Source organism: Kribbella sp. NBC_01484 (assembly GCF_036227145.1).
GTDB lineage: Bacteria > Actinomycetota > Actinomycetes > Propionibacteriales > Kribbellaceae > Kribbella.
The window spans coordinates 2,895,068-2,921,109 of record NZ_CP109437.1 but is presented as its reverse complement, the minus strand read 5'-3'; the positions used below and the strand labels follow the sequence as shown (position 1 = coordinate 2,921,109).

The following is a 26,042-nucleotide window of genomic DNA, read 5'->3' as shown; positions in this document are numbered from 1 at the left end:
CCTCGTGGGCGGCCCAGCACCCCTGAGGATTGCCGATGGCAACAACACTCCGGACCTGGTCCGGACTCATCTCCGCGCTCCTGGCCGGCTCCGACCTGACTGCGGCGGACACCGGCTGGGCCATGGACCAACTCGTGCTGGGCGACGCCTCACCGGCGCAGATCTCCGGCTTCCTGATCGCTCTGCGGGCCAAGGGCGAGACCGCCGACGAAATCGGCGGACTGGCCTCGGTACTACGCTCGCACGCGACGCCGGTGCGGATCGCCGGACCGTTCGTGGACATCGTCGGGACGGGCGGTGATCGGACCGGTGCGGTCAACGTCTCCACCATGGCCGCGGTGGTGGCAGCATCCACCGACGTCACCGTGGTCAAACACGGCGGTCGGGCAGCATCGTCATCAGCGGGCGGCTCTGCCGACTTGGTGGAGCACCTCGGCGTCTCACTCGACCTGTCAGCTTTTGACGCTGCTCGGGTGGCTGCCGAGGTTGGACTGACCTATCTGTTCGCACCACGCTTCAACCCGGCCTTACACCAGGTCGCGGTGGTACGCCGCGAGCTGGCAGTCCCCACCGCGTTCAACGTCCTGGCACCGTTGCTCAACCCCGCCGACCCGCAGCATCAACTAGTAGGCGTTGCCAACCCCCGAATGCTTCCCGTGATCGCCCATGCGCTCGCCCAGCAAGGTAAATCCGCCCTTGTGGCCCGAGGTGACGACGGCCTGGACAAGCTGACCACCACCGGGCTTTCGCGGATGTGGGTGGTGTCTGGAGGCTTCACTCGCGAGACCGTCTTCGACCCGCGCTCACTGGGGCTGCGGCCGTCTTCACTGGCCGAGCTGCGTGGTGGCGACGCTGCCTTCAACGCCGGCGTGCTGCGTGGTCTGGTCGACGGTGAGCCCGGGCCGGTGCGGGACGTCGTACTGCTGAATGCTGCGGCTGCACTGGTCACTCTGCAGTTGGAAAACGGCCTGTTGCTTGAACGGTTGGCGGACTGTCTGGAGCGGTGCCGGCAGGCTGTGGACAGTGGCCGGGCTGCCGCGACACTGGAGCGCTGGGCCAGCCATTCGTTAGCGTGCAGGTGATGCGAGAGCTGTTGGACGCCGCACGCGCCGGTGACGAGCACGCCTTCGGACAGCTGGTTGAGCCGTGGCGTGGTGAGCTCCACGCGCACTGCTACCGGATGCTCGGATCCGACGCCGATGCGGAGGACGCCGTACAAGAGACGCTGGTCCGCGCGTGGAGCGGTCTCAGCGGATACGTGGACCGCGGCTCGATCCGGCCATGGCTCTACAAGATCGCCACGAACCGCTGCCTCACCATGATCGAGCGCCGCGGCCGCCGGGAGCTGCCCGTCGACGTAGACGGCTCAGCCGAGGTCCTTTGGCTGGAGCCGTACCCGATGAGTCGGCTGTCGTGGACTGCGTCGCTGAGCCCGGAAGCTCGGGTGCTGGCGTTGGAGTCCGTGGAGCTCGCGTTTGTGGCGTCACTACAACACCTGTCCGCGTTGCAGCGTGCGGTGCTGCTTCTGCGCGAGGTACTGGCCTTCACTGCTCGTGAGGTGGCAGAGCTCCTGGAGACGTCGGTTGCCGCGGTCAACAGTGCACTGCAACGAGCCCGGGCAGTAGTGAGCTCGGCGCCGAGCCAGCAGGCCACGCTGAACGCGCTTGGGGAATTTGGTGAACGGGAGCTGGTCCGGCGGTACATGGCCGCGTGGGAGGCGCGTGACGTCGACGCGATCGTCGCGATGCTGGCAGAGGACGCGAAGTACTCGATGCCGCCGCTACCGGAGTGGTTCGCCGGCCGCGCTGCGATCCGGTCGTTCCTGGTCGATGGGCCGTTGGAGTCGGAGTGGCGCTTCCTGCCGGCCCGTGCGAACGGTCAGCTCGCGTTCGGTACCTATCTGTGGGACGGCTCGCGCTACGTACCGGGAGGGCTCGACGTGGTCGGGCTCCGCGGGACGGAGATCGCCCAGGTCGTGTCGTACCTGGAGGCGGACTTCCCGTCGTTCGGACTGCCGTCATCGCTGCCGCGATGAGTTTGCGTCAGGCGCCGGGTTGTAGGGGTGATAGAGCCGCGAATGGATGGACGAGAGATGACTGACGAGCAGGAGATCCGCACGCTGATCGAGAACTGGGTCACCGCAGTCCACACCGGTGACCTGGCCACGGTCCTGACCGACCACGCGCCGGACATCGTGATGTTCGACGTACCCCCGCCGTACGACGGAGTGCGGGGCCTGGACGCCTACCGCGAGACGTGGCCGGGTTTCTTCGAATGGCAACGCTCTGGCGCGACGTTCGCCTTGGAGTCGCTGGAGGTGACCGCCGGCTCGGACGTCGCCTTCGCTTTCGCCCTACTCCGCTGCGGCACCCCGGACGAGAATCCTTCGCTGCGGCTGCGCCTCACCATCGGTCTCCGCAAGACCGACGACCGCTGGACCGTCACCCACGAACACCACTCGTTCCCGCACGACGACGTACCACCGGCCGTCGCCACTGCCGACGTCCGCAGCATCCTCGACCACTGGACCACCGACACCGCCACCCGCGACCTCGACGCCCTGATGGACCCCATCGCCGAGGACGTGGTCTCCTACGAAGTCAACGGCAACTACGCTGGCAAGCCAGCAGTCCGCGAGGTCTGCAAGTCCGGCCTGGAATCCACCACCGGCCCCATCACCTTCACCACCCCCGACACGGTAGTGAAAGCCTCCGGCAACCTCGCCATCGCCTGGGGCATCGACCACGTCACCACCGCCGGCGTCGACACCGAGTCCCGCTCCACCCGAGTCTTCACCCACACCCCCCAAGGCTGGCAACTGATCCACCAGCACCTGTCCTACCCGTCAACGAGCTAGCCGCAGGATGGTGTCGAGCACTTTGGCCGGGTCGCGGAGGCTTGGGAGGTGGTCGGCGCCGGGCATCCAGATGAACTCGGCGCCGGGGATCCGGGCGGCTGTCGCGCCGGCGATGGCTGCCAGGATGGGGCGGTCCTTGTCGCCCACCATGACGGCAGTCGGCGCCTGGAGCTCGTGCAGGCGGTCGTAGACAGGTGGATCCTCCTTGAGATACTGCCGCTGCTCGAACCACGCTGGTACGGCGGACCGCAGCTGAGCGACCGCGGCGTCGTCATCCCCCGCGGCGGCCCACAGGCGTAAAGCGAGCCGCACCATCCCCTCGACATCCCGAGCCTCTCTCAGCGCGTCCGCCTCGGCGTCGAGCTCCGGCTCGTCGGGCCAGGGGAACCCGGGCACTCCCGGACACAGCAGCGCCAGCCCGACGACCCGTTCGGGCTGCTTGAGCGCCAGTCCGATCGCCGTACCCCCGCCCATCGAGCACCCGACCATCAGCACGCGCTCCAGCCCGAGCTGATCCAATACGGCGACCAAGTCCCCGAGCAGCGAGAACTCGGTCGTCGGCGGTGCGGACCGGCCGTAACCGCGGACGTCGTACCGCACCACCCGGTGGCCGGTCAGTCCGGGCATCACCAGGTCCCAGACCCGCGAGTCGCCGATCCCGGGGTGCAGCAACACCACAGGCACCCCGTCACCCGCCAGATGCTCTGCCCAGACCTCATCCCGACCGACCGGAATCCTCAGCTCCATCCGTCCAGCCTGCCAGGCCGAAGCGCGCCAGGCAGTGCCAGACCCGCTTCAGCGCCTGCTCGTCGTACTCGCCAGCCGCGTCACCGATCACCCGCGGCGTCCGCACCCCACCGACCGCGATCCGCTCACCCAGCTCGACGTACTGCGTACCGCGGTAGTCAGCGTGCTCCCGCAGTACGCCAACCCCGAGCCGGAACCGCCGCCGAGTGCACCCGAAGACAGCGCTGCCACATGCTTCAGCGCCCGTTCCGTCAGCCCCACGCGAGCTCCGAGCGGAGGATGCCGGTGCGCGTGTGCCAGTGCCGGCCAGCGCGCAGATGAGTCACGAACGCGCGCTGCAAGCTCGTGTCCTGCGGTATCCGCGTCAGATCCTCGTCGCCCAACGCACTCTCCGGTGCCGCCAGTTGCAGACCGAGACGCATCAGCTCTCGATCACCCTCGCTCGGGTCTTCCGGCGGCACCAGCGGCAACACGCTGAAGCGACGCTGGAAGCGCAGGATGTTCGAGTCAGGGCGCAAGTACTCGCCCAGCTGTGGATCCAGCAGCCACGACGAGCACACGAACCCAGTCAACGGCTCCTCCGGATACCACCGGCCGAACGCGTCCACCGCGTCGGCGATCGACCGCTCGGACTCCTCCGCATCGAGCGGACCGGTGGGAGGGATGTGAATCATCAGCACGTGCCCGGAGACCCCATCGCCCAACCCCAGGTGCGCGCGAGTGAAGTCGTGCCGGCCGATCTGATAGTCCGCACCCCGAAACCGCAACGGCGGTCCCCACAGACTCATCAACCCAACGCCCGCCCGACCGGTGATGTGCCGGTGCGTACCCATCACCCCTCCGAGCGCTGACACAGTCGCAACACTCACCGACTCCGGCACACCCCGCTGCGCGTGCAACTCGAGCAGCCGCGGCAAGTTGGCCAGCAACGCCCACGCCCCGGCGAACAGCCCGACCGGAGACGCCGACCGCGGCACGGTAGGCCACCCATGGAACCCGGTTGAGGGGATTGCCCGGTCCAGCTCCCGCTCGAGTCCGCCCGCCATGGCGGACATAACCGCCCACCACTCCGGGTCCTTCACGGGATCCGGCCGCGCCGCCAGCATCTCGCGCCGATCCGCGCCCGACACTCCGCAGTACTCCAGGAGACGGCCAGCGTCATCGGGAAGCCGTACGCCGTCACCGTCAGGCAACCCACGCAACCAGGCCCGCGCCGCCCCGGTGAACCCCAACCGCTCCGCAGCATCGTCGACATCCACACCCGTGTCCCTTCGCCGAGGCCAACCCCTGACCTCGACCCCACCACGGGCCGCACCCCGAACGCACGACTCGTGTGAGCCAGCTCACACCGATCGCACTACGCCTAGCCCTCTTCAGTGCGCGGTGATGAGGCGGGCGGCGAGTGCTCCGTAGATTGATCACCTGCATGACCAGCACGCCAACGAGAAAGCTACCGAACATCGCTGTATTCATCGCTCTGCTTCATTCCTGGCGACGCGATAACGCAGGTGGGTAGCGGCCCCCGCGACGGGCTTGTCCTCCGGGATCAGCTCAGCCCGTACTCCATCGAACAGCCGCGTGCCCTCCCCCATCAGCCGGGGGACGAGATGGATCCACACCTCGTCGAGCAGACCGGCCGTGATCAGCTGCCCGCCGACGTCCGCACCGAGGACCACAACGTCCTTGTCCCCCGCGGCAGCTTTGGCACGCCGGGCCGCGGCCTCCAGCCCATCGAAGGCGAACGTCCCTCCGTTGTCGCCGAGGAGGTCCTCCCTGGTCCGGTGGGTGACAACAAAGCTCGGTACGCCGGGCCATGGCGTACCGCCCCACGGAGCCAGACCGAGGTCGAAAGTACGCCGTCCAATGATGGTGGCGCCAACCATCGCGTCCAGCTCCCGGCGGATGGCGCTGTCGATCTCGGCGTCCGGTCCCTCTCCGGAGAAAGCCCACTCGTGCAGCCGTTCGCCGCCATCTCCCATCGGCTCCTCCGGCCGGATGTTCGGTCCGGCCGAGAATCCGTCCAGGGACATCGATACATCCATGACTACCTTGCTCATCTCGGGTTCCTTTCGCCTTGTCGGGCCTTCTGGCCCTGTCGTGAGAAAGTCGGAGCCCATTGATCCGACTTGACGACTGTGGCCGGGGCAACGCGAGACGGCGATACTTTTAGCCTGACCTAAACACGCAGCGGAATGCCGGCGAGGAGGCTCGAGTGATCGAGTGGCGGCTACGACCCGAGGACGTGGCCCGGATCAGGTTCGCGTTCTCACCGCTGATGGAATTGGTGTTCAGCACGGTCGCACTGCGGGCTCCCGGCGAACATTCGCTGCACTTGCCATGGGTGCGCGCCACCCGGCCCTTGGTCGCCGATCTCGACCTGACCGAGGTGTTCACGCTCGCTCCGGTGCACGGATGGATTGCCGACTTCATTTCCTTCACACCATCCGAACCACAGCCCGACATCGCCGGCGAGTTCGACCGAATCCGGCGTACCGAAGCGCAGCAAGTCATCACCGACATCGGCGACGTGGCGGAGGTGCCCGAGGAGCTGGCGGACCGGATCCGTGCGGATCCCGAGGCCGCCACCGTCCGCATCGTCGACACGCTCCAGGCCTACTGGGACGTGGCGCTCGCCCAGCATTGGCCCAGCACCCTGCGACTTCTCGAGGCCGACGTGCTGTGGCGATCACAACGACTGGCCGCCGGCGGATTGCAAGCGCTGTTCGACGACCTGCACGAGACCGTCACGCTCGACGGGGACCGCCTGTCCGTGGCGGATCCCTACGACTGGAGCGGAGAGCTATCGGGGACCGGCCTGACCCTGGTGCCGCTCGCGATGGGATGGCCGTGGGTCCGCACGATGACCGGTCGCTTGAAGCCGGGGTACGCCGGCGCGCGCTACCAGCCGATGATCGCCTACCCGGTCCGCGGCGTCGCCACCCTGTGGGAAACCACTCCACCGCCCCCACCCGATGCACTGGCCGCCCTGATCGGCCGAACCCGCGCCGGCATCCTGATCACACTCGCCGAGCCCGCCGCCACCACCGCACTCGCCCGCCGGCTGCGACTCACCCCCGGAGCCATCAGCCAGCACCTGTCGGTCCTCAACGCGAGCGGACTCGTCTCCCGGACCCGAGTCGCAGGCACCGTCCTCTACCGCAGAACCACCCGAGGCGACGCCCTCACCGAGTAGCGCCGAGAGCTGAGACGCCCGGTGATTGGTGTCGCATCACCATTAGAATTGGTGAGATGACATCAAACGCCGGGGAGTACGCCCCGAGTCCGACCGGGTGGGTCCGGGAGGAGGTCGACAAGGTCACCGAGGCCGGGACCACCGACGTGATCGATGTGCGCGGCCTGAAGGTGGTGCTGCTGACCACGCGCGGCGCGAAGTCGGGCAAGATCCGCAAATCCCCGCTGATGCGCGTCGAGCACGACAGCGTGTACCTCGCCGTCGGGTCGAACAGCGGCGGCCCGAAGAATCCGGTCTGGTACTACAACCTCAAGGCCGACCCGAAGGCCACGGTGCAGGACGGCGAAGTCACCAAGGAGTACGTCGCCCGCGAGCTCGAGGGTGCCGAGTACGAGCTGTGGTGGGAGCGGGCCGTCGCCGCGTTCCCCGGCTACGCCGACTACCAGACCATGACCCCCCGCAAGATCCCCCTCTTCGTCCTCGAGCCGGCCGAATAGCCCCTCCACCTGCCCGGAACGTCTCGAGACATCACAAGGCGGAGGGTGTGGGATTCGAACCCACGATGACGGTCACCCGCCATACCGGTTTTCAAGACCAGCGCACTCGGCCACTATGCGAACCCTCCAGGCGACGTGGTCGCCGATCGTCGAGGATAGCGCAGCCGGCCGGGCCGGAACTGGAGTGCGGGGGCGGGTGGCGGCCGGTAGGGTCCTGGGCAGGCGGACGGGCCGCCTGGGGTACGGACGGAGGTGAGGGCAATGTCTCGGTCGTTCGAGGACATGGCACACACCGTCCGGTTGGCGCGCTGACCAGCAGCTGACCGGACCATCCGGCCGGTTGCCGAGCAGCCGACCGGGTCTACCGCGGCGTCACGCCGGCAGTTCCGGTTGTTCCGTCATGCCCTCTGGAGCCCTCGCATGTCTTCCTTCGGTACGTTCCTGCTGCCGTCCGATCTCGGATCCGATTTCCGCAAGATCTGGCCGGCCGCGATCATCTCCAATCTCGGCGACGGCGCCATGCTCGCCGCCGGCCCGTTGCTGGTCGCCTCGATCACGAGTGAACCGGCCGCGGTCGGCGCCGCCGCATTCGTCCAGCAGTTGCCGTGGTTACTGTTCGCCCTGTTCAGCGGTGCCCTCGTCGACCGGCTCGATCGCCGACTGATGATCGTTGCCGCCGACACCTTTCGCGCACTGGTGCTCGCCGGACTGGGCGCCGCCGTACTGCTCGGCTCGTCGCCACTCTGGGCGATCTACCTGTCCCTGTTCTTGTTGGGTACGGCGGAAACCCTGGCCGACAACGCATCTGGTGCGTTGCTGGTGAGCGCCGTACCCAAAGCCCACCTCGGCAGGGCCAACGCGCGGCTGTTTGCCAGTGGCACCGTCCTGCAACAGCTTGGCGGCCCACCACTCGGCGCACTGCTGTTCGCGGTCGGGGCCGGCATCCCACTGGTCCTCGACGCAGTCACGTTCGCCGCCGCGGCCGCCCTGATCGCGCGGGTCGCTGTACGGCCGCCACTGCCGGAGTCATCGGGTACGGCGATCTGGAGCGAAGTACGCGAGGGAGTGCGCTGGCTGTGGCACCACGCCGGCGTACGAACGCTCGCGTGCTCGATCCTGGTCATGAACATCACCTTCTGCGCGGCCTTCGCGACCTGGGTGCTGTTCGCCCGGGAGCGGCTCGGTCTGAGTGAGACGCAGTTCGGACTACTCATGTCAGTCGGCGCAATCGGAGCCGTCTTCGGCATGCCGGCGTACCACCTGTTGGAACCGCGTGTCGGCTCACTGACTCTGCTGCGCGCCGGTCTGGTGATCGAGACGACGGTCCATCTGATACTCGCGCTCACCCGGAGTCCGTGGGTCGCCGGAGTGACCATGGCTGTGTTCGGCGTCCATGCGGTGGTGTGGGGCATCGTGTCGACCACTGCACGGCAACTGGCGACGCCGGAGCCACTGATGGGCCGAGTGAACAGCGTCTACCTGCTGGCCTCGGTCGGCGGCGCAGCGATCGGTTCGGCGCTGGGCGGCGTACTGGCACAGCGGTTCGGACTCGCCGCGCCGTTCGGCATAGCGTTCGTCGCAATGGTCCTGATGACGGCCGTCGCCTGGCGGCCGCTACGGAATGTCTCGGTACGGCGGGTGCCCGCAGCGGACTGAAATCCGCTGGGGCTATCGGCAAACGGTTGCTATGTTCGTGGTCGCCGAGTCGATGCGATGGGAGCACTCTGTCATGCCCGCAGCCACATCCCTCGGCCTCCCGAACGTCCGTGGGCGCCAACCGCTGCTGGTCGCACTGGCCATCGACTCGTTCGGTGGCGGCTGCGCGGGTCCGCTCCTCCTCCTCTACTTCATCAAGGTCGCCGACATCCCGCTCGGAACAGCCGGACTGCTGCTGACCGTCGCGACACTCTTCTCGATCACCGCACCGGCCGCAGTGGGGATGGTGATCGACAGAGTCGGGCCGCGGAACCTGGTGATCGGCGCGCAGTTCGCACAGGGCCTCGCGTTCACCGGCTTCTTCTTCGGGCGATCGGAGTGGTTGCTGTTCCTCTGCGCACTGGTCATGACGACCGGTCAGCGAACGTTCTGGTCGGCGATCTTCAGTCTGCTGGCGGACATCGCGGACGAGGGCGACCGCGACAGGTGGTTCGGTCTGGGCGGCATGATGCAGGCGGGAGGGTTCGCCCTCGGTGGACTGGCGGCCGGTGCCCTGCTAGCCATGGGTGGCGACACGCCGTTCCTGATCGCCATGGCAATCAACGCGGTGACCTTCTTCGTGGCCGGTCTCCTCCTGCTGCGGCTGCACCCGTCGCACCACAAGGAGGCCGCCAAGGACACCGGTCCGGCACCGCTCCTGCGCAAGGACAAGCCGTTCCTGGTCCTCATCGGTGCCAACACCTTGCTGGCGCTGTGCATGATGACGATGGGTGTCGGACTACCCGTTTACATCGCTGAGGCGCTGCCGGTGCCCAAGTGGCTGGTCGGCGTTCTGCTGGCCGCGACTTCCGTCGTACTGGCGACCGGTCAGACGCTCGTGGTTCGGCACACCGAACGGCGACGCCGTATGTATGTGATGGCCGTGGCCGGCGTGGCCTGGGCAGTGTGGGGCTTGCTGATGGCATCGCTGCTGCATATCCCTGACGGATTCGTGGTGCCCGTGCTCGTCCTGGCCACGGCGTGCTTCGCGTTCGGCGACGTACTGCACGCAGCGACCAACAACGCGGTGTCGGCGGCAGCGGCGCCGGTGGTCGGGCGCGGGAAGTACCTGTCCTACTGGCAGTACTCCTTCACCTTCGCCAGCGTTCTGGCTCCGGCCTTCTTCGCTCAGCTCTTCGAGCTCCATCACGAGCTGCCCTGGCTGGCGGTGTCCGTCGTCGCCCTCGTCGCCGGTGCTTCCATCTTCGCCCTCGACCGCGCGGTCCCGCACCTCGCAACCCAGCGCGCGTAGAGACCGGAGCTAGCGTTGCGGTGTGATGCCGAGGTGGACCACTGTGGCGATCGTCGGCGGCGGGCCGGCCGGTCTGATGCTCGGCGCCCTCTTGGCCCGGCAGGGCGTGAATGTCACCGTGCTCGAGAAGCACGCCGACTTCCTCCGAGACTTCCGCGGCGACACAGTGCACCCGTCGACCATCGAACTGATGCACGAACTCGGCTGGGCCGACGAATTCCTCGCCCTGCCGCATCGACGCATGGACCGAGTCACCATGGGCACGCCGGACGGCCCAGTGACCGTCGCCGACTTCCGCCACCTCCCCGTGCGATCGCCGTACGTCGCGTTCATGCCCCAGTGGGAGTTCCTCAACTTCCTCGCCCAGAAGGCATCTGAGTACGACGCCTTCCGCTTACTCCGGCGTACCACCGCAACCAACCTGATCACCGCGGCCGGCCAGGTGATCGGCGTACACGCGGAAACGACTACCGGCCCACTGGAGCTGCGTGCCGAACTAGTCGTCTCTGCGGAGGGCCGCGACTCCGTCCTGCGAGAGATCGCCGGGTTGACGTCGGTCGCGGTAGCGCCGGGTGTCGACGTGTTCTGGTTCCGCGTCTCACGCCGTGCCGATGAGTCTGTGCCGTTCTTCCAGAGTGGTCGCGGCGGATCACTGGTGGCCGTGGACCGCGGCACCTATTGGCAGCTGGCGTACGCATTCCCGAAGGGCCGAGCCGACGCCATCAGAGCCGACGGCATCCAGCCCTTTCGCGACCGCATCGCCGCACTCCTGCCGTTGCCGGCCGACCGCGTGGACGAGGTGAGGAGCTTCGACGACGTCCACCTGCTCAGCGTCCGAATGGACCGCCTGACGCAGTGGTACCGTCCCGGCCTCCTCTTCATCGGCGACGCCGCCCACGCCATGTCACCAGCCGGCGGAGTAGGCATCAACCTGGCAATCCAGGACGCCGTAGCCAGCGCCAACCTGCTCGCCCCCGCACTACACCGCGGCCGCGTCACCACCCACACCCTCCGCACGATCCAACGCCGCCGCACCTTCCCGACACTCGTAACCCAACGCTTCCAAGCCGCCGCCACGAAAGCCCTGTACGCCGCCTCTACGTCAGCCGAACCCACGACACCAAAGTTCCTCCGGGCACTCCCACCCCTGACACGCCTGACCGGCCGCTTCATAGGCCTAGGCATCCGCCCAGAACACGTGAAATAGCCCGCCTCACCCCACCCTGCGCAGCCCCGCACGCGCGACCGCCGGGCGGCCAACATCTCGGGTATTTGACTCGTCAGGATGCATTGCATCTGATCGAACATCTGTTCTAATGTTTGCAGCGTTCGCGGTTCTCCACCCCGGATCGTCCGGTCGACCGAGCCTCCCACCTCCGATGTGGACGGCCGCCGGACGCCGCCGCCCGGGTTGTGAGGACCCGGGCAGTGGAGAATCCGCTTACCAACCGGGGTACAGCTGAGGAAGATGAGGTGATCGACGGAAGGACAGCTGATGCTGCTCGAACACCGCGGCCGGCGACCGGTCGTGCCCGAATCCGCTTACGTCGCCCCATCAGCCGTGCTCTGCGGAGCCGTCGTGCTGGCCGAGGGCAGCAGAGTCCTGCACGGTGCGGTGCTGACGGCGGAGAACGGCGAGGTCCGTCTCGGTGAGAACAGCGTGGTGATGGAGAACGCCCTGGTACGCGGCCGGGCGGACCATCCCGCCCTGCTCGGCGACGCGGTCCTGGTAGGTCCCCATGCACACGTCAACGGCGCCACGGTCGAGGACGAAGTCTTCATCGCCACGGGCGCAGCGTTGTTCCCTGGTTCCGTTGCCGGCACGGGCGCGGAACTCCGGATCCACAGCGTGCTGCACGTCAACTCGCGCCTGGAACCGGGCACGGTCCTCCCGATCGGATGGATCGCGGCCGGCAACCCAGCCCAGCTCTTCTCACCCGACCGGCACGAGGAGCTCTGGGAACTCCAACGCGACCTGGACTTCCCCGGCACCGTCTACGGCGTCCCCCGCGGTACCCCCATGCGCGACATCATGTCCCGCCAATCCACCTACTACGGCACCCACAAATCCGACCACCGCATCGACCCATAACTTCGTCGACAGGACGCTTACCTGACTCGGGGCGCTCGTTGCTCGCGAGGCTGTGGTCATCCTGTGCGCACAGTGGAGCCGCATGAACCTCGCTGAGTTACAGCGTCGACTCGATGGGAATGCAGTGCACAAATCAATCAATCCGTCAGGTCGCGCAGTACCTTCACAAACGCATCGGTGACATCGGCCGGCCGTACGGCGATCCGCAGCCAATCCGGCCCGAGCCCAGGAAACGTATCGCCCCGCCGGACCGCAAACCCCTTGTCCCGCAGGGATTCCCGCAGTACCACGCCCCCCTCGACCTGCACGAGTACGAACGGTCCCCGCGCCACGCCGTACGTCGACAGCCCACTCACCGAACCAAGATTGTCAAGCAAATGGACACGTTGCCGATCGATGTCCAACGCCGCACTTGTTGCCTCGGACAAAGCACGCTCGTTGCTGCAGGCAATCGCCGCCGAAAGTGCTGGAGTGGACACCGGCCAGTGCGGCTGGACGGCGGCCAGTTGCTCGATCAACCCGGGCGCCGCGAGGACGTACCCGATGCGCAGCCCCGCCAGTCCCCAGGTCTTGGTCAGGCTGCGGATCACCACGAGGCCCGGGATCGACGCGCCGGCGAGCGACTCGGGTTCACCCGGTACGGCGTCGATGAACGCCTCGTCGACGACGAGGATCCGGTCGGGCCGCGCGAGTTCGCGCAGGTCGTCCGCTCGGTGGAGTACGGACGTCGGGTTGGTCGGATTGCCGATGACAACGAGATCAGCGTCGGCCGGCACGGCGCGTGGATCGAGCACGAACCCGTCCTCCGGCCGCAGGATCACCCGGTCGACCAGATGGCCGGCGGATCGCAACGCCGCCTCGGGTTCGGTGAACTGTGGATGAACCACCACCGCATGCCGCGGCCGGAACGCCCGCGCGATCAGCACGAACGCCTCGGCGGCCCCCGCAGTCAGCAGGACCCGATCCGGCGCTACGCCGTGCCGTGCGGCGACCGCCGCCACCGCCGCGTCCTGCCGCGGGTACGACGCGAGGTCGCACAGACTGCTCGTGATCTCGTCGACCAACCACGGCGGCGGCGTCCCCGCCCGCACATTGACCGCGAGATCGACCAGCCCGTCGCCGACCTCGAGGTCGCCGTGATGCTCCAGATCAAACCCATCCAGCACCCCTGGAGGCTAACCGCTCGGCCGCGATCAGATACGGCCTAGTCCGCGCCTCGGGCGTCAGCGCGGGGTGACTGTGTAACGGCGGTTCTCGAGCGAGGGGTTCCGCCGGCGTACGTCGGCCAGCCGCTCGGCCGAGACCTCCGCGACCGCATGCCCATCCGACTCGCCGACTGACACCACAGCGATGCCCTGTGGATCAATGACCTGGCTGAGCCCGCAATACTTCTTCCCGTTCTGCGCAGCGGCCGCCACATAACAGGTGTTCTCCACAGCCCGAGCCGTAAGCAGAGTGGTCCAGTGGTGCTCCTTCAACGGGCCACGGACCCACGCGGCCGGTACGACGAGCACCTCAGCACCGGCGTCGACCAGAGCGCGAGACAGCTCGGGGAAGCGCAGGTCGTAGCAAGTCATCAGGCCCAGGGACATGCCGCTGACGCCGACGACCACCGGTGCGACATCGCCCGAGGTCAGCTGATCCGATTCCTTGTAGCCGAAGGCGTCGTACAGGTGGATCTTCCGGTAGGCGCCGAGCAGCGATCCGTCCGCGCCGACCGCCAGCAGCGTGTTGTAGGGACGGTGCTGATCGCAGCTGCGCTCGAACATGCCCGCCACGATCGCCACACCGTGCTCGACCGCACACTTCCGCAGCGTGTCCACGAACTCCCCGTCCAGGGCCTCCGCGGCCTCGGCCACCGAGCCGCCTTCGACCGCGAAGTCGGACATCATCGCTTCCGGGAGGACGACGAGATCCGGCCGGCCCTGAGCCGCGTCGGCGACGACGCGGGTCACCAGGTCGCGGTTGGCGGCCTTGTCGTTGCTGCTGGCGGTCTGCACCACGGCGATCTTCACCCCTCCATGGTGCCGCAGATCCGGGCTTGAACCCCGCGCGATGTGAGGACCTGCTGTCGAGGGAGTGCGCAAGAGGCGGGAAGAGTTGGTCCAGAAGGACCGACCCGGCGAGACTGCTGTCGTGGAGTTCGACGCGGTGGTGCTTGCTGGGGGCGGGTCGACGCGGTTCGGTGGCGTGGACAAGGCGATGTTGGTGCTGGACGGAGTCACACTGCTCGATCGGGTGCTGACGGCAACTGCCGACGCGGTGTCGACCGTGGTGGTTGGCCCGGTTCGTACCACCTACCGCCCGGTGGCCTGGACCGTTGAGGATCCGCCGTCCGGTGGTCCGGTGGCAGGGATCGCGGCCGGGCTGAGCCACGGCACAGCTCCGGTCGTTGCCCTGTTGAGCTGCGACCTCCCCTGGCTGACGAAGGAAGACGTCACAACACTCCTCAACGGACTGGGCGACCACGACGGATACGGCCTGCGCGACACAGACGCCCGCGAGCAGCAACTCGCGGCCGCCTACCGCCGGACCGCTCTGGCCGAAGCGATCGCGCGCGTCGGCGACCCCAGTGACAAGTCGGTACGACGAACGCTCACCGGCCTCGACCTCGCCTGGTCCGACCCGACCCGGGCCGGCGACGATGTCGACACCTGGGCAGACTTCGACGACTGAAGACGACTGAAAACCGCTGGACGCGGCTCCTAGCGTGAGGCTGTGGATATCGCCGCGATGGTCGCCAAAGCCTGCCCGGACAGCGAGGTCGCCGAAGTCGTCCAGCGAACCGGTGGACAGCTGAGCACAGTCTTCGAGGTACGACGAACCGACGCCGACCCCTTGATCGTCAAGGTCTACGCACCCGAGTGGGCGTGGAAGCAGTCCAAGGAAGTACTCGTCTACGGCCTGCTGGCCGAGGAGCTGGACGGCTCGATCCCACGGGTCGTCCACGCCGAGCCGGCCGATGACCACGACGCCTTCACCGTCCTGACCAAGCTCGACGGCGTACCACTGTCCGAGACCGATCCGCCCGACTGGCGAGCGACGTACGTCGAACTCGGCCAACTGCTCGCCCGTGTCCACCGCATCCCACAGCCGGCGTACGGATATCTCACCGACCGGATCCTCGATCCGCTGCCGGACAACGACCAGTACATGCGGAGACAGTTCACCAAGAAGCTCGACGAGTTCGCCGGGGATCCAGGATTGCACGAAGCAATCCGCGCGTACGTCGACGAGCACAGTGGCCTCTTCGCCGCGAACCACGCCGCAGTCCTGTGCCACAACGACTTCCACGAGGGCAATATCCTCGTAGACCCGGAGACCAGGCGCGTTACCGGGTTCATCGACGTCGAGAACGCGATCGCGGCCGACCCACTCATCGACCTCGCGAAGACGGCGTCGTACTCGATCCGCGGCAACGCCGACAAGCTCGCCGGTCTGATCGAGGGGTACGGCGCGCTCCCATCAGACTGGGAGGACCGAGTCCTGCTGTACCGCGTCTACCACTCGCTCGAACTATGGGATTGGTTCCACTCGATAGGCGAGACCACTCATCTCGACAGCATCGCCGCCGAGCTTGCTGAGCTGGTGAATCGCTGAGGGTACGGTGTGCAGCATGCGAGCTGTCGTGTGTGAGGGTGCCGGCGGGATCGAGGTCCTGACGATCGGCGAGATCGAGGACCCGCAGCCGGCCGTGGACGAGGTTGTCATCGACGTGGTCGCGGCCGGTGTGAACCGGGCCGACCTGATGCAGCGGCAGGGGTTCTATCCGCCACCGCCCGGCGCGCCGGGGACGATCGGACTCGAGGTGTCCGGCACGATCTCCGCGGTCGGCGCCGACGTCGAGGGCTGGTCCGTCGGCGACGAGTGCTGCGCGCTGCTCGCGGGTGGTGGATACGCCGAGAAGGTCGCCGTACCGGTGCCGCAGGTGATGCCCGTGCCCGACGGGCTCGACCTGGTCAGTGCCGCGGCGCTGCCCGAGGTGGTCGCGACGGTGTGGTCGAACGTGTTCATGACCGCGCACCTCAAGTCCGGCGAGACGCTGCTGGTGCACGGCGGTTCGTCCGGCATCGGCTCGATGGCGATCCAGCTCGGGGTCGCGCACGGCGCTCGGGTGCTGACCACGGTCGGCAGCATCGACAAGATGGAGTTCTGCACCCGGCTCGGCGCGGACGTCGCGATCAACTACAAGGAAGCCGAGTGGGCGTCCGTCGTCCAGGAGGCGACCGGCAACGCCGGGGCCGACGTGATCCTCGACATCGTGGGCGCGAAGTACCTGACCGACAACGTCAAGACCCTCGCGTACGACGGGCGCCTGGTGGTGATCGGGATGCAGGGCGGCACCAAGGGCGAACTGGACCTCGGCCGGCTGATGAGCCGCCGCGGCTCGATCACCGGCACGGGCCTCCGCGTCCGTTCGGTGGCGGAGAAGGGCCGCATCCTCGCCGAGGTCGTCGGCCACGTCTGGCCGCTGATCGCCGAGAAGAAGGTCCGACCGATCGTCCACGCCACCTACCCGCTGGCCGAGGTCGCCCGCGCCCACCAAGACCTCGAACAGTCCAATCATCTGGGCAAGATCCTGCTGACGCTCTAGCTTGTCGGCAGGTTGGCGGCCAGCCAGGCCGGGTCGGGTTCGACCAGTTGAATGACGTCGAGCCAGGTGCCTTCGGGGTCGCGGACGAGGAAATGCCGCTGGCCGAAGACCTCGGTCACCGGTTCGGTCTCCAACCGAACGCCAGCCTCGGTGAGCGCGGCGGCGATCTTGTCCACGTCGTCGACGATGAAGCCGAAGACGCTCGTGCTCTCGGTGGCAGCGGACACGGCGGCCGGGACCGTCGCATGCCCGCGCTCGCAGATGGCGAGCTCCCAGTCCGCCTCGCCCCGGCGCAGGGTGATGAACCAGCCGAGGTCCAGGGTGATCTGCAGGTCGAGGTGCTGCTGGTAGAAGGCGGCGACCTCCGCCGTCCGGTCGGTGACCACGGTCGCGCCGAAAGCGGCGGGACGCATACGCTCTCCTGACTACTACAACTGTTGTTGTTGTGCACGACAGTTGTAGTGGAACTCTGCTAGCGTTGTCAACGTGCCCCGGAACACAGAACGCCGTACTCAACTCGCCGACGCCGGCCTCGCCGTCCTCGCGGAAGCCGGCGCCCGCGGCCTGACGCATCGAGCCGTCGACGCCGCCGCCGGGCTCCCCGCCGGCACGGCGTCCAACTACTTCCGTACGCGCGACGCACTGCTCGGCGCACTCGGCGAGCGCATCTTCGAGCGGCTCACGCCGGACGAAGCCGTCCTCGAGCCACTCTCGCACCGCCAGCCGACCATCGACCTGGTCGTCGACTACGTGCGCTACATCGTCGAGCGCCTTCTCGGCCGCCCCGAACTCTCCCTCGCCCTGTTCGAGCTCCGCCTCGAGGCCGCGCGCCGCCCCGGCCTGCACGAGATCCTGTCCCGCACACTCCGGCAGGGCTTCGACGCCGACGTCGCATTCCACGTCAACGCCGGCCTCCCGGGCGGCGCCGAAGAGGTCCGCCTGCTTCGCTTCGCCGTCGACGGGCTCGTCCTCGACCAGCTGACCCCAGGCTCCGGTCGCCCGTACGACATCGACGCCATCACCACGCAACTGGTCCGGCGTCTGATCCGCGAGAACTAGACAGCTCCCCTGACCGCCCATCCGGGAAGTCCACCCTGCTCACCTGCGCCAATGGACTCGACCAGCCGACCAACGGCGAAATACTTGTCGACGGCAACGACCTCGCTACGCTGAGCCGCACACCGCTGCGACGAGCATGGCATCGCCGGATCGACTAGCCCACTCGGGCCACCTCGGGGTGGGCGACGGCGTACGGCGGAGTGCTGGTGACTCTCCATTGACCGCAGGCACACCGCTGGTACACGACCAGGCCTTCGCTGACCTGATGGGAGGACACCACACTCCAGCGGTGTCGATGGGCGTCGAGGTTGACTGTCATGGGACTCATGGTGGTGTAATGCCATTATGCATCTCAACCCTTACGGCGCCGATGCGGTCCTGCTCGCGGTCAACCTGGCCACCCGGCCGGCGACCACCCCCGAGGAACTGGCTGAGCGCTGCGAGGAGAGCGGGGTCGAGAGCCGCCTGGTCCGTAAGCGCCGCGTCACCGCCGCGGACCTGGCGGCCGTTCGCGTTGCGCTCGACGAATGGCTCGCGGTCGTGGACGCGAAGGACGAGCAGACCCGCGTCGATCTGATCAACACGATGCTGGCCAAGTACACCGAGCATCCGCGCCTGACGAACCATGCCGGCGACGGCTGGCACATGCACTACCGGCCCGACAAGGTCCCGGTCGGCCGGCTCGTCGCGACACTGATCAGCACGGGTACGGCGCTCCACCTGGCGGGCCGTGGCATCAGCCGGCTCGGCCGTTGCGCCGCCGACGGCTGCGGCAAGGTGTACGCCGACCTTTCACGGACCGGCCGTCAGCGCTATTGCAGCCCCGCCTGCGCCAACCGGGACGCCGTCCGACGGCATCGCGCCCGCGCATCGTAGGACCACCGGACGGGTCGTAGGTTCAGTCGACCGGCCTAGGATGGACAGATGACCGAGAGCAGCAGCGAGGGCCAGGGAGTTCCGATGACCGGGGCGCGGACCGAGGACGGCAAGGTGCTGATCGTCGGGCCGGACGGAATGGCTGTCGAGGGGCCGCCGCGCTCCAACCGTGGCGACGACGAGCACGACGAACCGCGGTCGGTGACCGAACTGGTCGAGCAGCCGGCCAAGGTCATGCGGGTCGCGAACATGATCCGCAACCTGCTCGAGGAGGTGAAGTCCGCCCCTCTCGACGAGGCATCGCGGCAGCGACTGAAGGCGATCCACGAGGCGTCCATCAAGGAGCTCGAGTCCGGCCTGGCGCCGGAGCTCGTCGAAGAGCTGGAGCGACTCAGCCTCGACTTCACCGACGACAGCACTCCGACCGACGCCGAGCTCCGGATCGCGCAGGCGCAGCTGGTCGGCTGGCTGGAAGGTTTGTTCCACGGCATCCAGACGGCGCTGTTCGCTCAGCAGATGGCGGCTCGTCAGCAGCTGGAGCAGATGCGGCGCGCACTGCCCGGCGGCCAGCAGCTGCCACCCGAAGACGGCCCCGGCTTCCCCGGTGCGCCGCAGGCCGGAACCACCGACGGCCCGGGCAGCGGCGGGATGTATCTGTAAACGCCTTATTCCAAAGGCTGAAGCAACTCTTCGAGGACGGCGGCGACGCCGTCCTCGTCGTTTGCCGGGCACACCACGTCGACGACGGCCAGTACCTCGGCATGCGCGTTGGCCACGCCGTACGACGTACCGGCCCAGGCGAGCATCGGCAGATCGTTGATCGAGTCGCCGAAGGCGATCGTCGCAGCGGCCGGGATCCCTTGTTCGGCAGCGAAATCGGCCAGCATCGCGGCCTTCGAGACACCGGTGGCGGAGATCTCCACCAACCCGTGACCACCGCTGTGACTCGCGGTCACCCGATCGCCCACCACCGGACCGATCCGGTCGAGCAGTTCGTCGGAGTGCCAGCTCGGATGGCGAACCAGCAGCTTCGCGGCCGGCTCGGACAGCAGCACCTCGACAGCAGCGACCAGTGTGTCTTCGGGCTTCGGCCAGCGATTGAGGTAGTCCGGTTCCTGTCCGTAGCGGCTCGATCGCTCGATGGCGAACTGCACGTCGGGAATCTCCGACCGGATCGCCCGCGCGACGTCGAGCGCGACGCCCGGCTCGATCAACCGGGTCCGGATCGCCTTGCGGCGCACGACGTCGTACAGAATGGCGCCGTTGGCAACTATTGCGACACCGTGATCGCCGACCAGGTCGGACAGGTCGTGCAACCAGCGAGGTGGCCTCGCGGTGACCATCACGAAAACACTCCCCGCGTGTTGCGCGCCGAGCACCGCCGCGCGGGTCCGCGCCGAGATGGTTCCGTCACTGCGGGCAAGCGTTCCGTCGAGGTCGGTGGCGATCAGGCGAGGGAGTTCGGCGGCGGTCACACAGCTACCGTATCCGGCGGGTTCATTACTCCTCCGACCACCTCCGGCGCAAGCCATTGGACATCGGTTTCAGACGTTTCTGATCTTTCTGATTGAGCTTTTGACAACGTCATCAGACCGTTACGGCAGGATGCTGCAAAGGCAGCAAGTTCCCCTGCGCAGCGCGGGGAGCACATGATTTCATGCGGTGGTCTGGCGGGGAACCGGGGGCGATTCGACCGCGTCGTAAGCCTGTTCTGGATCAGCGCGACTGATGCAGCCCCACCACCGGAAGCACACAGAAACGTCGAAGAACTGATGCGGAATTGGCTGCAACCAAAACCGCAGCAGCGGCGTCAACAGTTATGGATCGGTGCGTCCCGCGCCCGGGACGACACGGTGGGTCGGCAACAGAGTTCGCCGGTCCATCAGCTAGTGGATTCGTATGGCCGAACGTCGTTCACCGTTCGTTCACTCGGGTCCTGATACTTGGGGAGCCTTGATGATCGTCAACAGCGCCAATCTAGCGGGGCCGGGGGGCAGCAGCTCCCGAGCGGCTGTCGACACGGCTTCCATCAGGGAAGGGGCGATGACCGGCTGCATCGCCCGACCGGAGATTTTCCAGCACCGCCTGATGGAAGAGCCGCCGCCCGCGTCCGCCACCCGTCGCACCCGGGAGCGGTACGAACAGCTCGTCCGCGAGGCAAAGGCCTTGTGTGCCTCGTGCCCGTTGTTCACCGACTGCTTGTACAGCGCCGTTGCTGAGCACGACGTGAGCGGGTTCGTCGCCGGAACCACTGCCGCACAACGGCGTTCCATCCGCAACCTGCTCGACGTCGAGGTCCAGGCCGACGACTTCGACCAGCTCGCCGGGGCCCGTGGCACCCGCCGGCCGGTCAGCCACGAAGAGGTGCTGCGGCTGCGGACGCAGTACCCGAACGACAGCCTGGAATCCCTGGCCATGCGGCTGGGTTGCTCGCTGTCGACGGTGAAGCGTCACCTGCGCCGCGCCCGCCGCGGGCAGAGCCCGGCCGCCAAGACGCCACGGCCGCGTCCGAAGGTCAGCGCCGTGCTCGACGCATTCGACACGGTCATCGACCACCAGCAGTACCAGCCACGCCGGACCGGCAGCAGCCGCGTCGCCTGATCCGATACTCGGCCCGCCAGCGGACTATCGGACACTGACAGCGAAGGCCCGGAATCCCTGTGCAGACAGGGATTCCGGGCCTTTCGGTTGCTTTGGACAACTGTCAAGTTTTCGGTTGCGCTTGACAACTGTCAAGTGTTTGGTCAGAACCAGCGGTTCAGCACTGCGGCGACGCCGTCGTCCTGCACCGACTTGGTCACCTCGTCGGCCGCGGCCTTGACCTCGTCCGGCGCGGACCCCATCGAGATGCCGCGACCGGCGTACGTCAGCATCTCGATGTCGTTGCGTCCGTCCCCGATCGCGACCAGGCCGGACGGTTCGAGGTCGTACTGCGCCAGCGCCACCTTCAGCCCGGTCGACTTGTCGACTCCCTCAGGCGCGATGTCCAGCCACGCCGTCCAGCCGACGAAGTAGCTCACACCATGCAGACCAAGGCGTTCAGCCAGGTGGACGAAGTCCGCTTCGGACTGCTCCGGGTCGCGGATGATCAACCGCGTCACGGGCTCCGGTGCGAGCTCGTCGTCGCTGACCACGCGGATCCTGGCTCCGACGCCGAGATCGCCGTCCGGGAAGGGCTCGGTGACCAGGTAGCTGCCGTCGTACTCCTCGACTGCCATCCGGGCGTTCGGCGCGTACTTGCGGACCGAGGCGATCACGGTCGTCGGATCGAAGGTCCGCTCGTCCACGACCTTCCCGTCCGGGAACCGCAGCGTGCGCGCACCGTTGCTGCAGACAACGAATCCGCCGGCCGGCAGGCCGAACCGCTCGGCCACCGGCTTGGTGGTCGACCAGGCCCGGCCGGTCGCCAGGATCACCGGCACCTGGGCGGCGGTCCGCCGGACCGCGTCGACGACCGCGGGCGACAGCCCTTCGTCGTGGTCGATCAGCGTGCCATCGATGTCCAGGGCAACGGCCGTCGGCCGCGGGCCGCCGGTCATTGGGCCTCCCGGCCTGGACTGAGGAGCGCAGGGAGCGAAGCGACCGGAGCGACGAGGGAAGGCCGGGAGTAAAAGCCCCATGACCCGCCGCGCCGGAGGCGCGGCATCAGCACTGTCATTTGGCAACCGGTTCGAGAACCTCGCGGCCGCCGACGTACGGGCGCAGCGCGGTCGGCACCCGGACCGAGCCGTCGGCCAGCTGGTGGGTCTCCAGGATGGCGACGATCCACCGGGTGGTGGCCAGTGTGCCGTTCAGCGTCGCGACCGGCTGCGTCTTGCCGTCGGCGTCGCGATGCCGGATGTTCAGCCGGCGGGCCTGGAAGTCCGTGCAGTTGGACGTCGAGGTGAGCTCGCGGTAGCGGCCCTGCGTCGGCACCCACGCCTCGCAGTCGAACTTCCGGTACGCCGAGACGCCGAGGTCACCGGTCGCGGTGTCGATCACCCGGTAGCACAGCTCCATCTTGTCGAGCATCTCCTTCTCCCAGCCGAGCAGCCGCTGGTGTTCGGCGTCCGCCTCGTCCAGGCTGCAGTAGGAGAACATCTCGACCTTGTCGAACTGGTGGACACGGATGATCCCGCGGGTGTCCTTCCCGTGCGACCCGGCCTCCTTGCGGTAGCACGACGACCAGCCGGCGTACCGGATCGGGCCGCCGGACAGATCGAGGATCTCGTCCATGTGGTAACCGGCCAGGGCGACCTCCGACGTACCGGTCAGGTACAGCTCGGGGTCCTCGAGCCGGTAGACGTCGTCGTGCGCCGACAGGTAGCCGGTGCCGCCCATCACCTCGGGCTTGACCAGTGTCGGCGTGATCATCGGGGTGAAGCCGTACTCGACCGCCTGCTGGATCGCCAACTGCAGCATGCCGAGCTGGAGCAGCATGCCGGCGCCCTTGAGGAAGTAGAACCGCGAGCCGGAGATCTTCGCGCCGCGTTCCATGTCGATCGCGCCGAGCAGTTCGCCCAGCTCGAGGTGGTCGCGGGGCTCGAAGCCCTCGGCGGCGAAGTCGCGCGGCTTGCCGACCTCCTCGACCAGGACGAAGTCGTCCTCGCCACCGACCGGGGCCTGGTCCGAGACCAGGTTCGGCAGGGCGCGGGAGAGGTCGTCGAAGCGGTTGCCGGCCTCGTTCGCGGCGGCTTCGTTGGCCTTCACCTCGGCGGCCAGCGCCTTGGTCCGCTCCAGCAGCGCGGTCCGCTCGTCGCCCTTGGCCTGGGCGACCTGCTTGCCGAGCGTCTTCTGCTCGGCCCGGAGCGCCTCGAAGGCGGAGATGGACGATCGACGCTCACTGTCGGCCACCAGGATCTGGTCGACCAGGTCCGTACTTTCGCCGCGCTTGGTCAGGGCCGCACGCACGATATCTGGGTTCTCACGGAGCAGTTTCGCGTCAATCACACCCTGAGGGTATCGGGGCGTGTCAGAACCGGCGAAGTCTATTCGGGATGATGTGGTGGCAGCACGCGATCATCGAGGGGGATCAGAGGCGGCCATGAACCACCATCCACCCAGCTCGCTAGGCCGTGCGCTGACGGTCGTCCTGGGTGCGCTGCCGTTCGCCGTGATCACGCTGCTCGTCTTCAAGGACTGGCCTCCGCTGCAGCGCTGGGACCAGTCCGTCGCCGCCCGCGCCGCCGCGTACGGCGCCGGCCACGAGACCGTGATCGACTTCTGGCAGGTCGTCGGCGCAGTGGTCCTGCCCTGGACCTCACGGGCGGTGATCGTCGTGGTCGCGGCCTACCTGTGGCGCCGCCGGGCCCGTGTGCTGGCCTTCTGGCTGCTGGTGTCCGCCGGGGCGGAGCTCGTCCTGGTTCAGTCGGTCGAGTACATCTTCGAGCGGCCCCGGCCGGCCCAGATTCTGGTCGAGAGCGATGGCTGGTCGTACGTCTCGGGCCATGCGACCGCTGCGTTCGTGATGGCCGGCGCGCTGGGCGTCGTCCTGCCGTCGGTCCGGGGCTGGCGGCGCCGGTTCCGCCTGCTGGTGATGCTGCCGGCGATCGCGGTGGTGTGGATCGCGTCCGCCGACCAGATCGCTCTGAACGCGCACTACGTGTCGGATGTGCTCGGCGGATGGGCGCTCGGCCTGGCGATCCTGACCGCCACGTCGATCGGATTCGGCCTCCGGCCCGGGTTGCGGCGTCGGCGTCGGCGTACGCCCTCGGACGGCACCGGTACGACGATCCCGCCCCGGGCGGCCGTGATCGTGAACCCGATCAAGGTCGGCGACGGCGTGGCGTTCCGTCGGAAGGTGACCCGGGCGCTGTCGGTCCGCGGGTACGACGACCCGCTGTGGCTGGAGACGCGCGAGGACGACGCCGGGAACGCGATGGCCAAGCGCGCGATCGAGAACGAGTCGGATCTGGTGCTGATCGCCGGCGGCGACGGTACGGTCCGCGTGGTCTGCGCCGCGCTGGCCTACACCGGGATCCCGGTCGGGGTGATCCCGGCCGGCACCGGCAACCTGCTGGCCCGGAACCTGCACATCCCACTCGACCTGGACGATGCGCTGGAGCGGATCCTGGACGGCCGTGACCGCAGGATCGACCTGGTCAGTGTGCGCGGCGACGATCTGGACACCGACCGGTTCGCGGTGATGGCCGGGCTCGGGCTGGACGCGGCGATCATCTCCGATGCGCCTCCGCACCTGAAGAAGCAGATCGGCTGGACCGCGTACCTGGTGTCGGCGGCGAAGAACATCAACCATCCGTCGGTGCGGGTGAAGCTGACGATCGATGACGCGGAGCCGATCGAGCGGCGGGTGCGCACGGTCGTGATCGGGAACGTCGGCATGCTGCAGGCGAACATCCCGCTGCTCCCGGACGCGCGGCCGGACGACGGGCTGCTCGACGTCGTGGTGATCGCCCCACGCCGGGTGACGCAGTGGCCGATCGTCGTCTGGCGGCTGATGACGCGGACGAACCGGACGGACATGTATCTGGAGCGGTTCACCGGGCGGAGGGTAGAGATCACCGCCGCGGTCGACGTACAGCGCCAGCTGGACGGGGACCCGATCGGGCCCGGGCGCTTCCTGTCCGCCGAGATCGAGCCGGGCGCGCTGACCGCCCGAGTGCCCAAGCGTCGTTAGTCGGTCTGCTCGGATTCCTTGCGCAGGTTCTCGATCGCCTCTTCCTCTTCGGGCGACAGCTTGGCCTCGCTTGCGAACGCCCTGACCTCTTTGGCGTACGTGCGCGCATCGGCCCGGCTGTTGATCGACGTCAGGACAACCCCGTCGCCCTTGTCGTCCAGCAGCGCCATCGACCAGGACAACTTCCCGCCTGTGTCGCCGAACGCGTCGTACCGGACCACCGCCAGATGTTTCAGGGTCTCGCGCAGTTCGCCGCGGGCGACCTCGATCTCCTTGCCCAGCTTGCGGAGCTCGGACCGGACTGTCCCCGGCTTGGACTCCGGCTGCTGTGGCCCCGGCTCGGGCGCTGGGGCCGAGTCGACCTTGGCCGGCTTGGACGCACCGGACTGAGTTCGCAGGGCCTGGATGGCGAACACCAGGGCGAGCACCGCCACGAACAGGGCGGCGATCCCGAATGCACCGGCTAACGTCGAAGACACGCACTGCAGCCTAAGGCATCGGACCGTATGCCTGAGTATTCAGGCGGTTGCACAGTGTGTGCGTCTGGACCGGAAGAGGTGTTGT

The 26,042-nt window shown here is 67.8% G+C and carries 28 protein-coding genes and 1 tRNA gene; 17 read left to right on the top strand and 12 right to left on the bottom strand.

Features of this window, described 5'->3' with window-relative positions; all coding sequences use genetic code 11:
• Positions 1-35: 35 nt before the first annotated feature.
• From trpD to OG555_RS14380, 3 genes are read left to right on the top strand one after another with little or no spacing between them, the layout of a single operon-like run.
• Positions 36-1,082, top strand: coding sequence for an anthranilate phosphoribosyltransferase (gene trpD, locus OG555_RS14390; RefSeq protein WP_329483368.1), 1,047 nt, complete (start codon positions 36-38; stop codon positions 1,080-1,082).
• Complete coding sequence (locus OG555_RS14385) at positions 1,082-2,035, top strand: sigma-70 family RNA polymerase sigma factor (RefSeq protein WP_329483367.1); 954 nt, start codon at positions 1,082-1,084, stop codon at positions 2,033-2,035. Before trpD ends, OG555_RS14385 begins: the two co-directional genes overlap by 1 nt.
• Positions 2,036-2,092: 57 nt before the next feature.
• Complete coding sequence (locus OG555_RS14380) at positions 2,093-2,857, top strand: YybH family protein (RefSeq protein WP_329483366.1); 765 nt, start codon at positions 2,093-2,095, stop codon at positions 2,855-2,857.
• On the opposite strand, the gene OG555_RS14375 is transcribed toward OG555_RS14380, so the two are convergent.
• From OG555_RS14375 to OG555_RS14365, 3 genes are all read right to left on the bottom strand, one after another.
• Positions 2,846-3,604: an alpha/beta fold hydrolase gene (locus tag OG555_RS14375; protein ID WP_329483365.1), complete on the bottom strand. Its 759-nt coding sequence runs from the start codon at positions 3,602-3,604 to the stop codon at positions 2,846-2,848. The genes OG555_RS14380 and OG555_RS14375 overlap by 12 nt on opposite strands.
• Positions 3,605-3,855: 251 nt before the next feature.
• A complete protein-coding gene (locus OG555_RS14370) occupies positions 3,856-4,863 on the bottom strand; it encodes an acyltransferase domain-containing protein (protein ID WP_329483364.1) in 1,008 nt (335 codons plus the stop codon).
• A 210-nt stretch (positions 4,864-5,073) separates the two neighbouring features.
• On the bottom strand, positions 5,074-5,661 hold the full coding sequence (locus OG555_RS14365) for a dihydrofolate reductase family protein (protein WP_329483363.1): 588 nt from the start codon (positions 5,659-5,661) through the stop codon (positions 5,074-5,076).
• Between the two features lie 155 nt (positions 5,662-5,816).
• Between OG555_RS14365 and OG555_RS14360 the strand changes: the two genes are divergently transcribed.
• Positions 5,817-6,797, top strand: coding sequence for an ArsR/SmtB family transcription factor (locus OG555_RS14360; protein ID WP_329483361.1), 981 nt, complete (start codon positions 5,817-5,819; stop codon positions 6,795-6,797).
• A gap of 56 nt (positions 6,798-6,853) precedes the next feature.
• A complete protein-coding gene (locus OG555_RS14355) occupies positions 6,854-7,294 on the top strand; it encodes a nitroreductase family deazaflavin-dependent oxidoreductase (protein WP_329483360.1) in 441 nt (146 codons plus the stop codon).
• 39 nt (positions 7,295-7,333) lie between these two features.
• Here the strand turns inward: OG555_RS14355 and OG555_RS14350 are convergent.
• Positions 7,334-7,422 (bottom strand) — tRNA-Ser (locus OG555_RS14350).
• A gap of 292 nt (positions 7,423-7,714) precedes the next feature.
• Here OG555_RS14350 and OG555_RS14345 point away from each other — a divergent pair.
• The 4 genes from OG555_RS14345 to OG555_RS14330 all read left to right on the top strand — a co-directional run bounded on the left by OG555_RS14345 (position 7,715) and on the right by OG555_RS14330 (position 12,333).
• Entirely contained in the window at positions 7,715-8,950 is a 1,236-nt protein-coding gene (locus OG555_RS14345) for an MFS transporter (RefSeq protein ID WP_329483359.1), read from the top strand.
• Between the two features lie 73 nt (positions 8,951-9,023).
• Positions 9,024-10,241 carry an MFS transporter gene (locus tag OG555_RS14340; protein WP_329483358.1) on the top strand — a complete coding sequence of 406 codons (1,218 nt, stop codon included), beginning with the start codon at positions 9,024-9,026 and terminating at the stop codon, positions 10,239-10,241.
• Positions 10,242-10,266: 25 nt separating this feature from the next.
• Entirely contained in the window at positions 10,267-11,448 is a 1,182-nt protein-coding gene (locus OG555_RS14335) for an FAD-dependent oxidoreductase (RefSeq protein WP_329483357.1), read from the top strand.
• Positions 11,449-11,736: 288 nt separating this feature from the next.
• Positions 11,737-12,333, top strand: coding sequence for a gamma carbonic anhydrase family protein (locus tag OG555_RS14330; RefSeq protein ID WP_329483356.1), 597 nt, complete (start codon positions 11,737-11,739; stop codon positions 12,331-12,333).
• A gap of 137 nt (positions 12,334-12,470) precedes the next feature.
• Here the strand turns inward: OG555_RS14330 and cobC are convergent, their stop codons facing one another.
• Both cobC and OG555_RS14320 read right to left on the bottom strand, forming a co-directional pair.
• Positions 12,471-13,499: an Rv2231c family pyridoxal phosphate-dependent protein CobC gene (gene cobC / locus OG555_RS14325; RefSeq protein WP_329483355.1), complete on the bottom strand. Its 1,029-nt coding sequence runs from the start codon at positions 13,497-13,499 to the stop codon at positions 12,471-12,473.
• Positions 13,500-13,556: 57 nt separating this feature from the next.
• Positions 13,557-14,348: a carbon-nitrogen hydrolase family protein gene (locus OG555_RS14320; RefSeq protein WP_329483354.1), complete on the bottom strand. Its 792-nt coding sequence runs from the start codon at positions 14,346-14,348 to the stop codon at positions 13,557-13,559.
• Positions 14,349-14,469: 121 nt separating this feature from the next.
• Here OG555_RS14320 and mobA point away from each other — a divergent pair, with 121 nt between their 5' ends.
• The 3 genes from mobA to OG555_RS14305 are packed head-to-tail and all read left to right on the top strand — an operon-like array spanning position 14,470 to position 16,927.
• Positions 14,470-15,009 (top strand): molybdenum cofactor guanylyltransferase, encoded by a 540-nt coding sequence (gene mobA / locus OG555_RS14315; RefSeq protein WP_329483353.1) that lies wholly within the window; start codon positions 14,470-14,472, stop codon positions 15,007-15,009.
• Positions 15,010-15,051: 42 nt separating this feature from the next.
• The gene (locus OG555_RS14310; protein ID WP_329483352.1) at positions 15,052-15,933 is read left to right on the top strand and encodes a phosphotransferase family protein; all 882 of its coding nucleotides are present in this window, start codon (positions 15,052-15,054) and stop codon (positions 15,931-15,933) included.
• 16 nt (positions 15,934-15,949) lie between these two features.
• Positions 15,950-16,927 (top strand): NAD(P)H-quinone oxidoreductase, encoded by a 978-nt coding sequence (locus tag OG555_RS14305; RefSeq protein ID WP_329483351.1) that lies wholly within the window; start codon positions 15,950-15,952, stop codon positions 16,925-16,927.
• Here OG555_RS14305 and OG555_RS14300 read toward each other — a convergent pair.
• Entirely contained in the window at positions 16,924-17,340 is a 417-nt protein-coding gene (locus tag OG555_RS14300; RefSeq protein ID WP_329483350.1) for a VOC family protein, read from the bottom strand. The genes OG555_RS14305 and OG555_RS14300 overlap by 4 nt on opposite strands.
• A 73-nt stretch (positions 17,341-17,413) precedes the next feature.
• On the opposite strand from OG555_RS14300, the gene OG555_RS14295 reads away from it, so the two are divergent.
• Positions 17,414-17,986 (top strand): TetR/AcrR family transcriptional regulator, encoded by a 573-nt coding sequence (locus tag OG555_RS14295; protein WP_329483349.1) that lies wholly within the window; start codon positions 17,414-17,416, stop codon positions 17,984-17,986.
• A 154-nt stretch (positions 17,987-18,140) separates the two neighbouring features.
• Here OG555_RS14295 and OG555_RS14290 read toward each other — a convergent pair whose 3' ends face one another.
• Positions 18,141-18,305: a hypothetical protein gene (locus OG555_RS14290; RefSeq protein ID WP_329483347.1), complete on the bottom strand. Its 165-nt coding sequence runs from the start codon at positions 18,303-18,305 to the stop codon at positions 18,141-18,143.
• A gap of 26 nt (positions 18,306-18,331) precedes the next feature.
• Here OG555_RS14290 and OG555_RS14285 point away from each other — a divergent pair, with 26 nt between their 5' ends.
• Complete coding sequence (locus OG555_RS14285; protein ID WP_329483346.1) at positions 18,332-18,862, top strand: CGNR zinc finger domain-containing protein; 531 nt, start codon at positions 18,332-18,334, stop codon at positions 18,860-18,862.
• Positions 18,863-18,910: 48 nt separating this feature from the next.
• Complete coding sequence (locus tag OG555_RS14280) at positions 18,911-19,522, top strand: bacterial proteasome activator family protein (RefSeq protein WP_329483345.1); 612 nt, start codon at positions 18,911-18,913, stop codon at positions 19,520-19,522.
• Positions 19,523-19,527: 5 nt separating this feature from the next.
• On the opposite strand, the gene OG555_RS14275 is transcribed toward OG555_RS14280, so the two are convergent.
• Positions 19,528-20,337 carry an HAD family hydrolase gene (locus OG555_RS14275; protein ID WP_329483344.1) on the bottom strand — a complete coding sequence of 270 codons (810 nt, stop codon included), beginning with the start codon at positions 20,335-20,337 and terminating at the stop codon, positions 19,528-19,530.
• 568 nt (positions 20,338-20,905) lie between these two features.
• Between OG555_RS14275 and OG555_RS14270 the strand changes: the two genes are divergently transcribed.
• Positions 20,906-21,463: a WhiB family transcriptional regulator gene (locus OG555_RS14270; protein ID WP_329483343.1), complete on the top strand. Its 558-nt coding sequence runs from the start codon at positions 20,906-20,908 to the stop codon at positions 21,461-21,463.
• Between the two features lie 143 nt (positions 21,464-21,606).
• Here OG555_RS14270 and OG555_RS14265 read toward each other — a convergent pair whose 3' ends face one another.
• Both OG555_RS14265 and serS read right to left on the bottom strand, forming a co-directional pair.
• Complete coding sequence (locus OG555_RS14265; RefSeq protein WP_329483342.1) at positions 21,607-22,401, bottom strand: HAD family hydrolase; 795 nt, start codon at positions 22,399-22,401, stop codon at positions 21,607-21,609.
• 115 nt (positions 22,402-22,516) lie between these two features.
• Positions 22,517-23,791 (bottom strand): serine--tRNA ligase, encoded by a 1,275-nt coding sequence (serS, locus tag OG555_RS14260; RefSeq protein ID WP_329483341.1) that lies wholly within the window; start codon positions 23,789-23,791, stop codon positions 22,517-22,519.
• A gap of 94 nt (positions 23,792-23,885) precedes the next feature.
• Between serS and OG555_RS14255 the strand changes: the two genes are divergently transcribed.
• Complete coding sequence (locus OG555_RS14255; protein WP_329483340.1) at positions 23,886-25,478, top strand: diacylglycerol kinase family protein; 1,593 nt, start codon at positions 23,886-23,888, stop codon at positions 25,476-25,478.
• Here the strand turns inward: OG555_RS14255 and OG555_RS14250 are convergent.
• Complete coding sequence (locus OG555_RS14250; protein ID WP_329483339.1) at positions 25,475-25,957, bottom strand: DUF4446 family protein; 483 nt, start codon at positions 25,955-25,957, stop codon at positions 25,475-25,477. The two genes, OG555_RS14255 and OG555_RS14250, sit on opposite strands and share 4 nt — an antisense overlap.
• Between the last annotated feature and the right edge of the window lie 85 nt (positions 25,958-26,042).

What these genes read in the sequence shown, in the direction of transcription:
- trpD (WP_329483368.1), top strand. Translation starts at nt 36, where the DNA reads ATGGCAACAACACTCCGGACCTGGTCCGGACTCATCTCCGCGCTCCTG.
- OG555_RS14385 (WP_329483367.1), top strand. Translation starts at nt 1,082, where the DNA reads ATGCGAGAGCTGTTGGACGCCGCACGCGCCGGTGACGAGCACGCCTTC.
- OG555_RS14380 (WP_329483366.1), top strand. Translation starts at nt 2,093, where the DNA reads ATGACTGACGAGCAGGAGATCCGCACGCTGATCGAGAACTGGGTCACC.
- OG555_RS14375 (WP_329483365.1), bottom strand. Translation starts at nt 3,604, where the DNA reads ATGGAGCTGAGGATTCCGGTCGGTCGGGATGAGGTCTGGGCAGAGCAT.
- OG555_RS14365 (WP_329483363.1), bottom strand. Translation starts at nt 5,661, where the DNA reads ATGAGCAAGGTAGTCATGGATGTATCGATGTCCCTGGACGGATTCTCG.
- OG555_RS14355 (WP_329483360.1), top strand. Translation starts at nt 6,854, where the DNA reads ATGACATCAAACGCCGGGGAGTACGCCCCGAGTCCGACCGGGTGGGTC.
- OG555_RS14345 (WP_329483359.1), top strand. Translation starts at nt 7,715, where the DNA reads ATGTCTTCCTTCGGTACGTTCCTGCTGCCGTCCGATCTCGGATCCGAT.
- OG555_RS14340 (WP_329483358.1), top strand. Translation starts at nt 9,024, where the DNA reads ATGCCCGCAGCCACATCCCTCGGCCTCCCGAACGTCCGTGGGCGCCAA.
- OG555_RS14335 (WP_329483357.1), top strand. Translation starts at nt 10,267, where the DNA reads ATGCCGAGGTGGACCACTGTGGCGATCGTCGGCGGCGGGCCGGCCGGT.
- OG555_RS14330 (WP_329483356.1), top strand. Translation starts at nt 11,737, where the DNA reads ATGCTGCTCGAACACCGCGGCCGGCGACCGGTCGTGCCCGAATCCGCT.
- OG555_RS14305 (WP_329483351.1), top strand. Translation starts at nt 15,950, where the DNA reads ATGCGAGCTGTCGTGTGTGAGGGTGCCGGCGGGATCGAGGTCCTGACG.
- OG555_RS14300 (WP_329483350.1), bottom strand. Translation starts at nt 17,340, where the DNA reads ATGCGTCCCGCCGCTTTCGGCGCGACCGTGGTCACCGACCGGACGGCG.
- OG555_RS14290 (WP_329483347.1), bottom strand. Translation starts at nt 18,305, where the DNA reads ATGACAGTCAACCTCGACGCCCATCGACACCGCTGGAGTGTGGTGTCC.
- OG555_RS14285 (WP_329483346.1), top strand. Translation starts at nt 18,332, where the DNA reads ATGCATCTCAACCCTTACGGCGCCGATGCGGTCCTGCTCGCGGTCAAC.
- OG555_RS14280 (WP_329483345.1), top strand. Translation starts at nt 18,911, where the DNA reads ATGACCGAGAGCAGCAGCGAGGGCCAGGGAGTTCCGATGACCGGGGCG.
- OG555_RS14270 (WP_329483343.1), top strand. Translation starts at nt 20,906, where the DNA reads ATGACCGGCTGCATCGCCCGACCGGAGATTTTCCAGCACCGCCTGATG.
- OG555_RS14265 (WP_329483342.1), bottom strand. Translation starts at nt 22,401, where the DNA reads ATGACCGGCGGCCCGCGGCCGACGGCCGTTGCCCTGGACATCGATGGC.
- OG555_RS14255 (WP_329483340.1), top strand. Translation starts at nt 23,886, where the DNA reads ATGAACCACCATCCACCCAGCTCGCTAGGCCGTGCGCTGACGGTCGTC.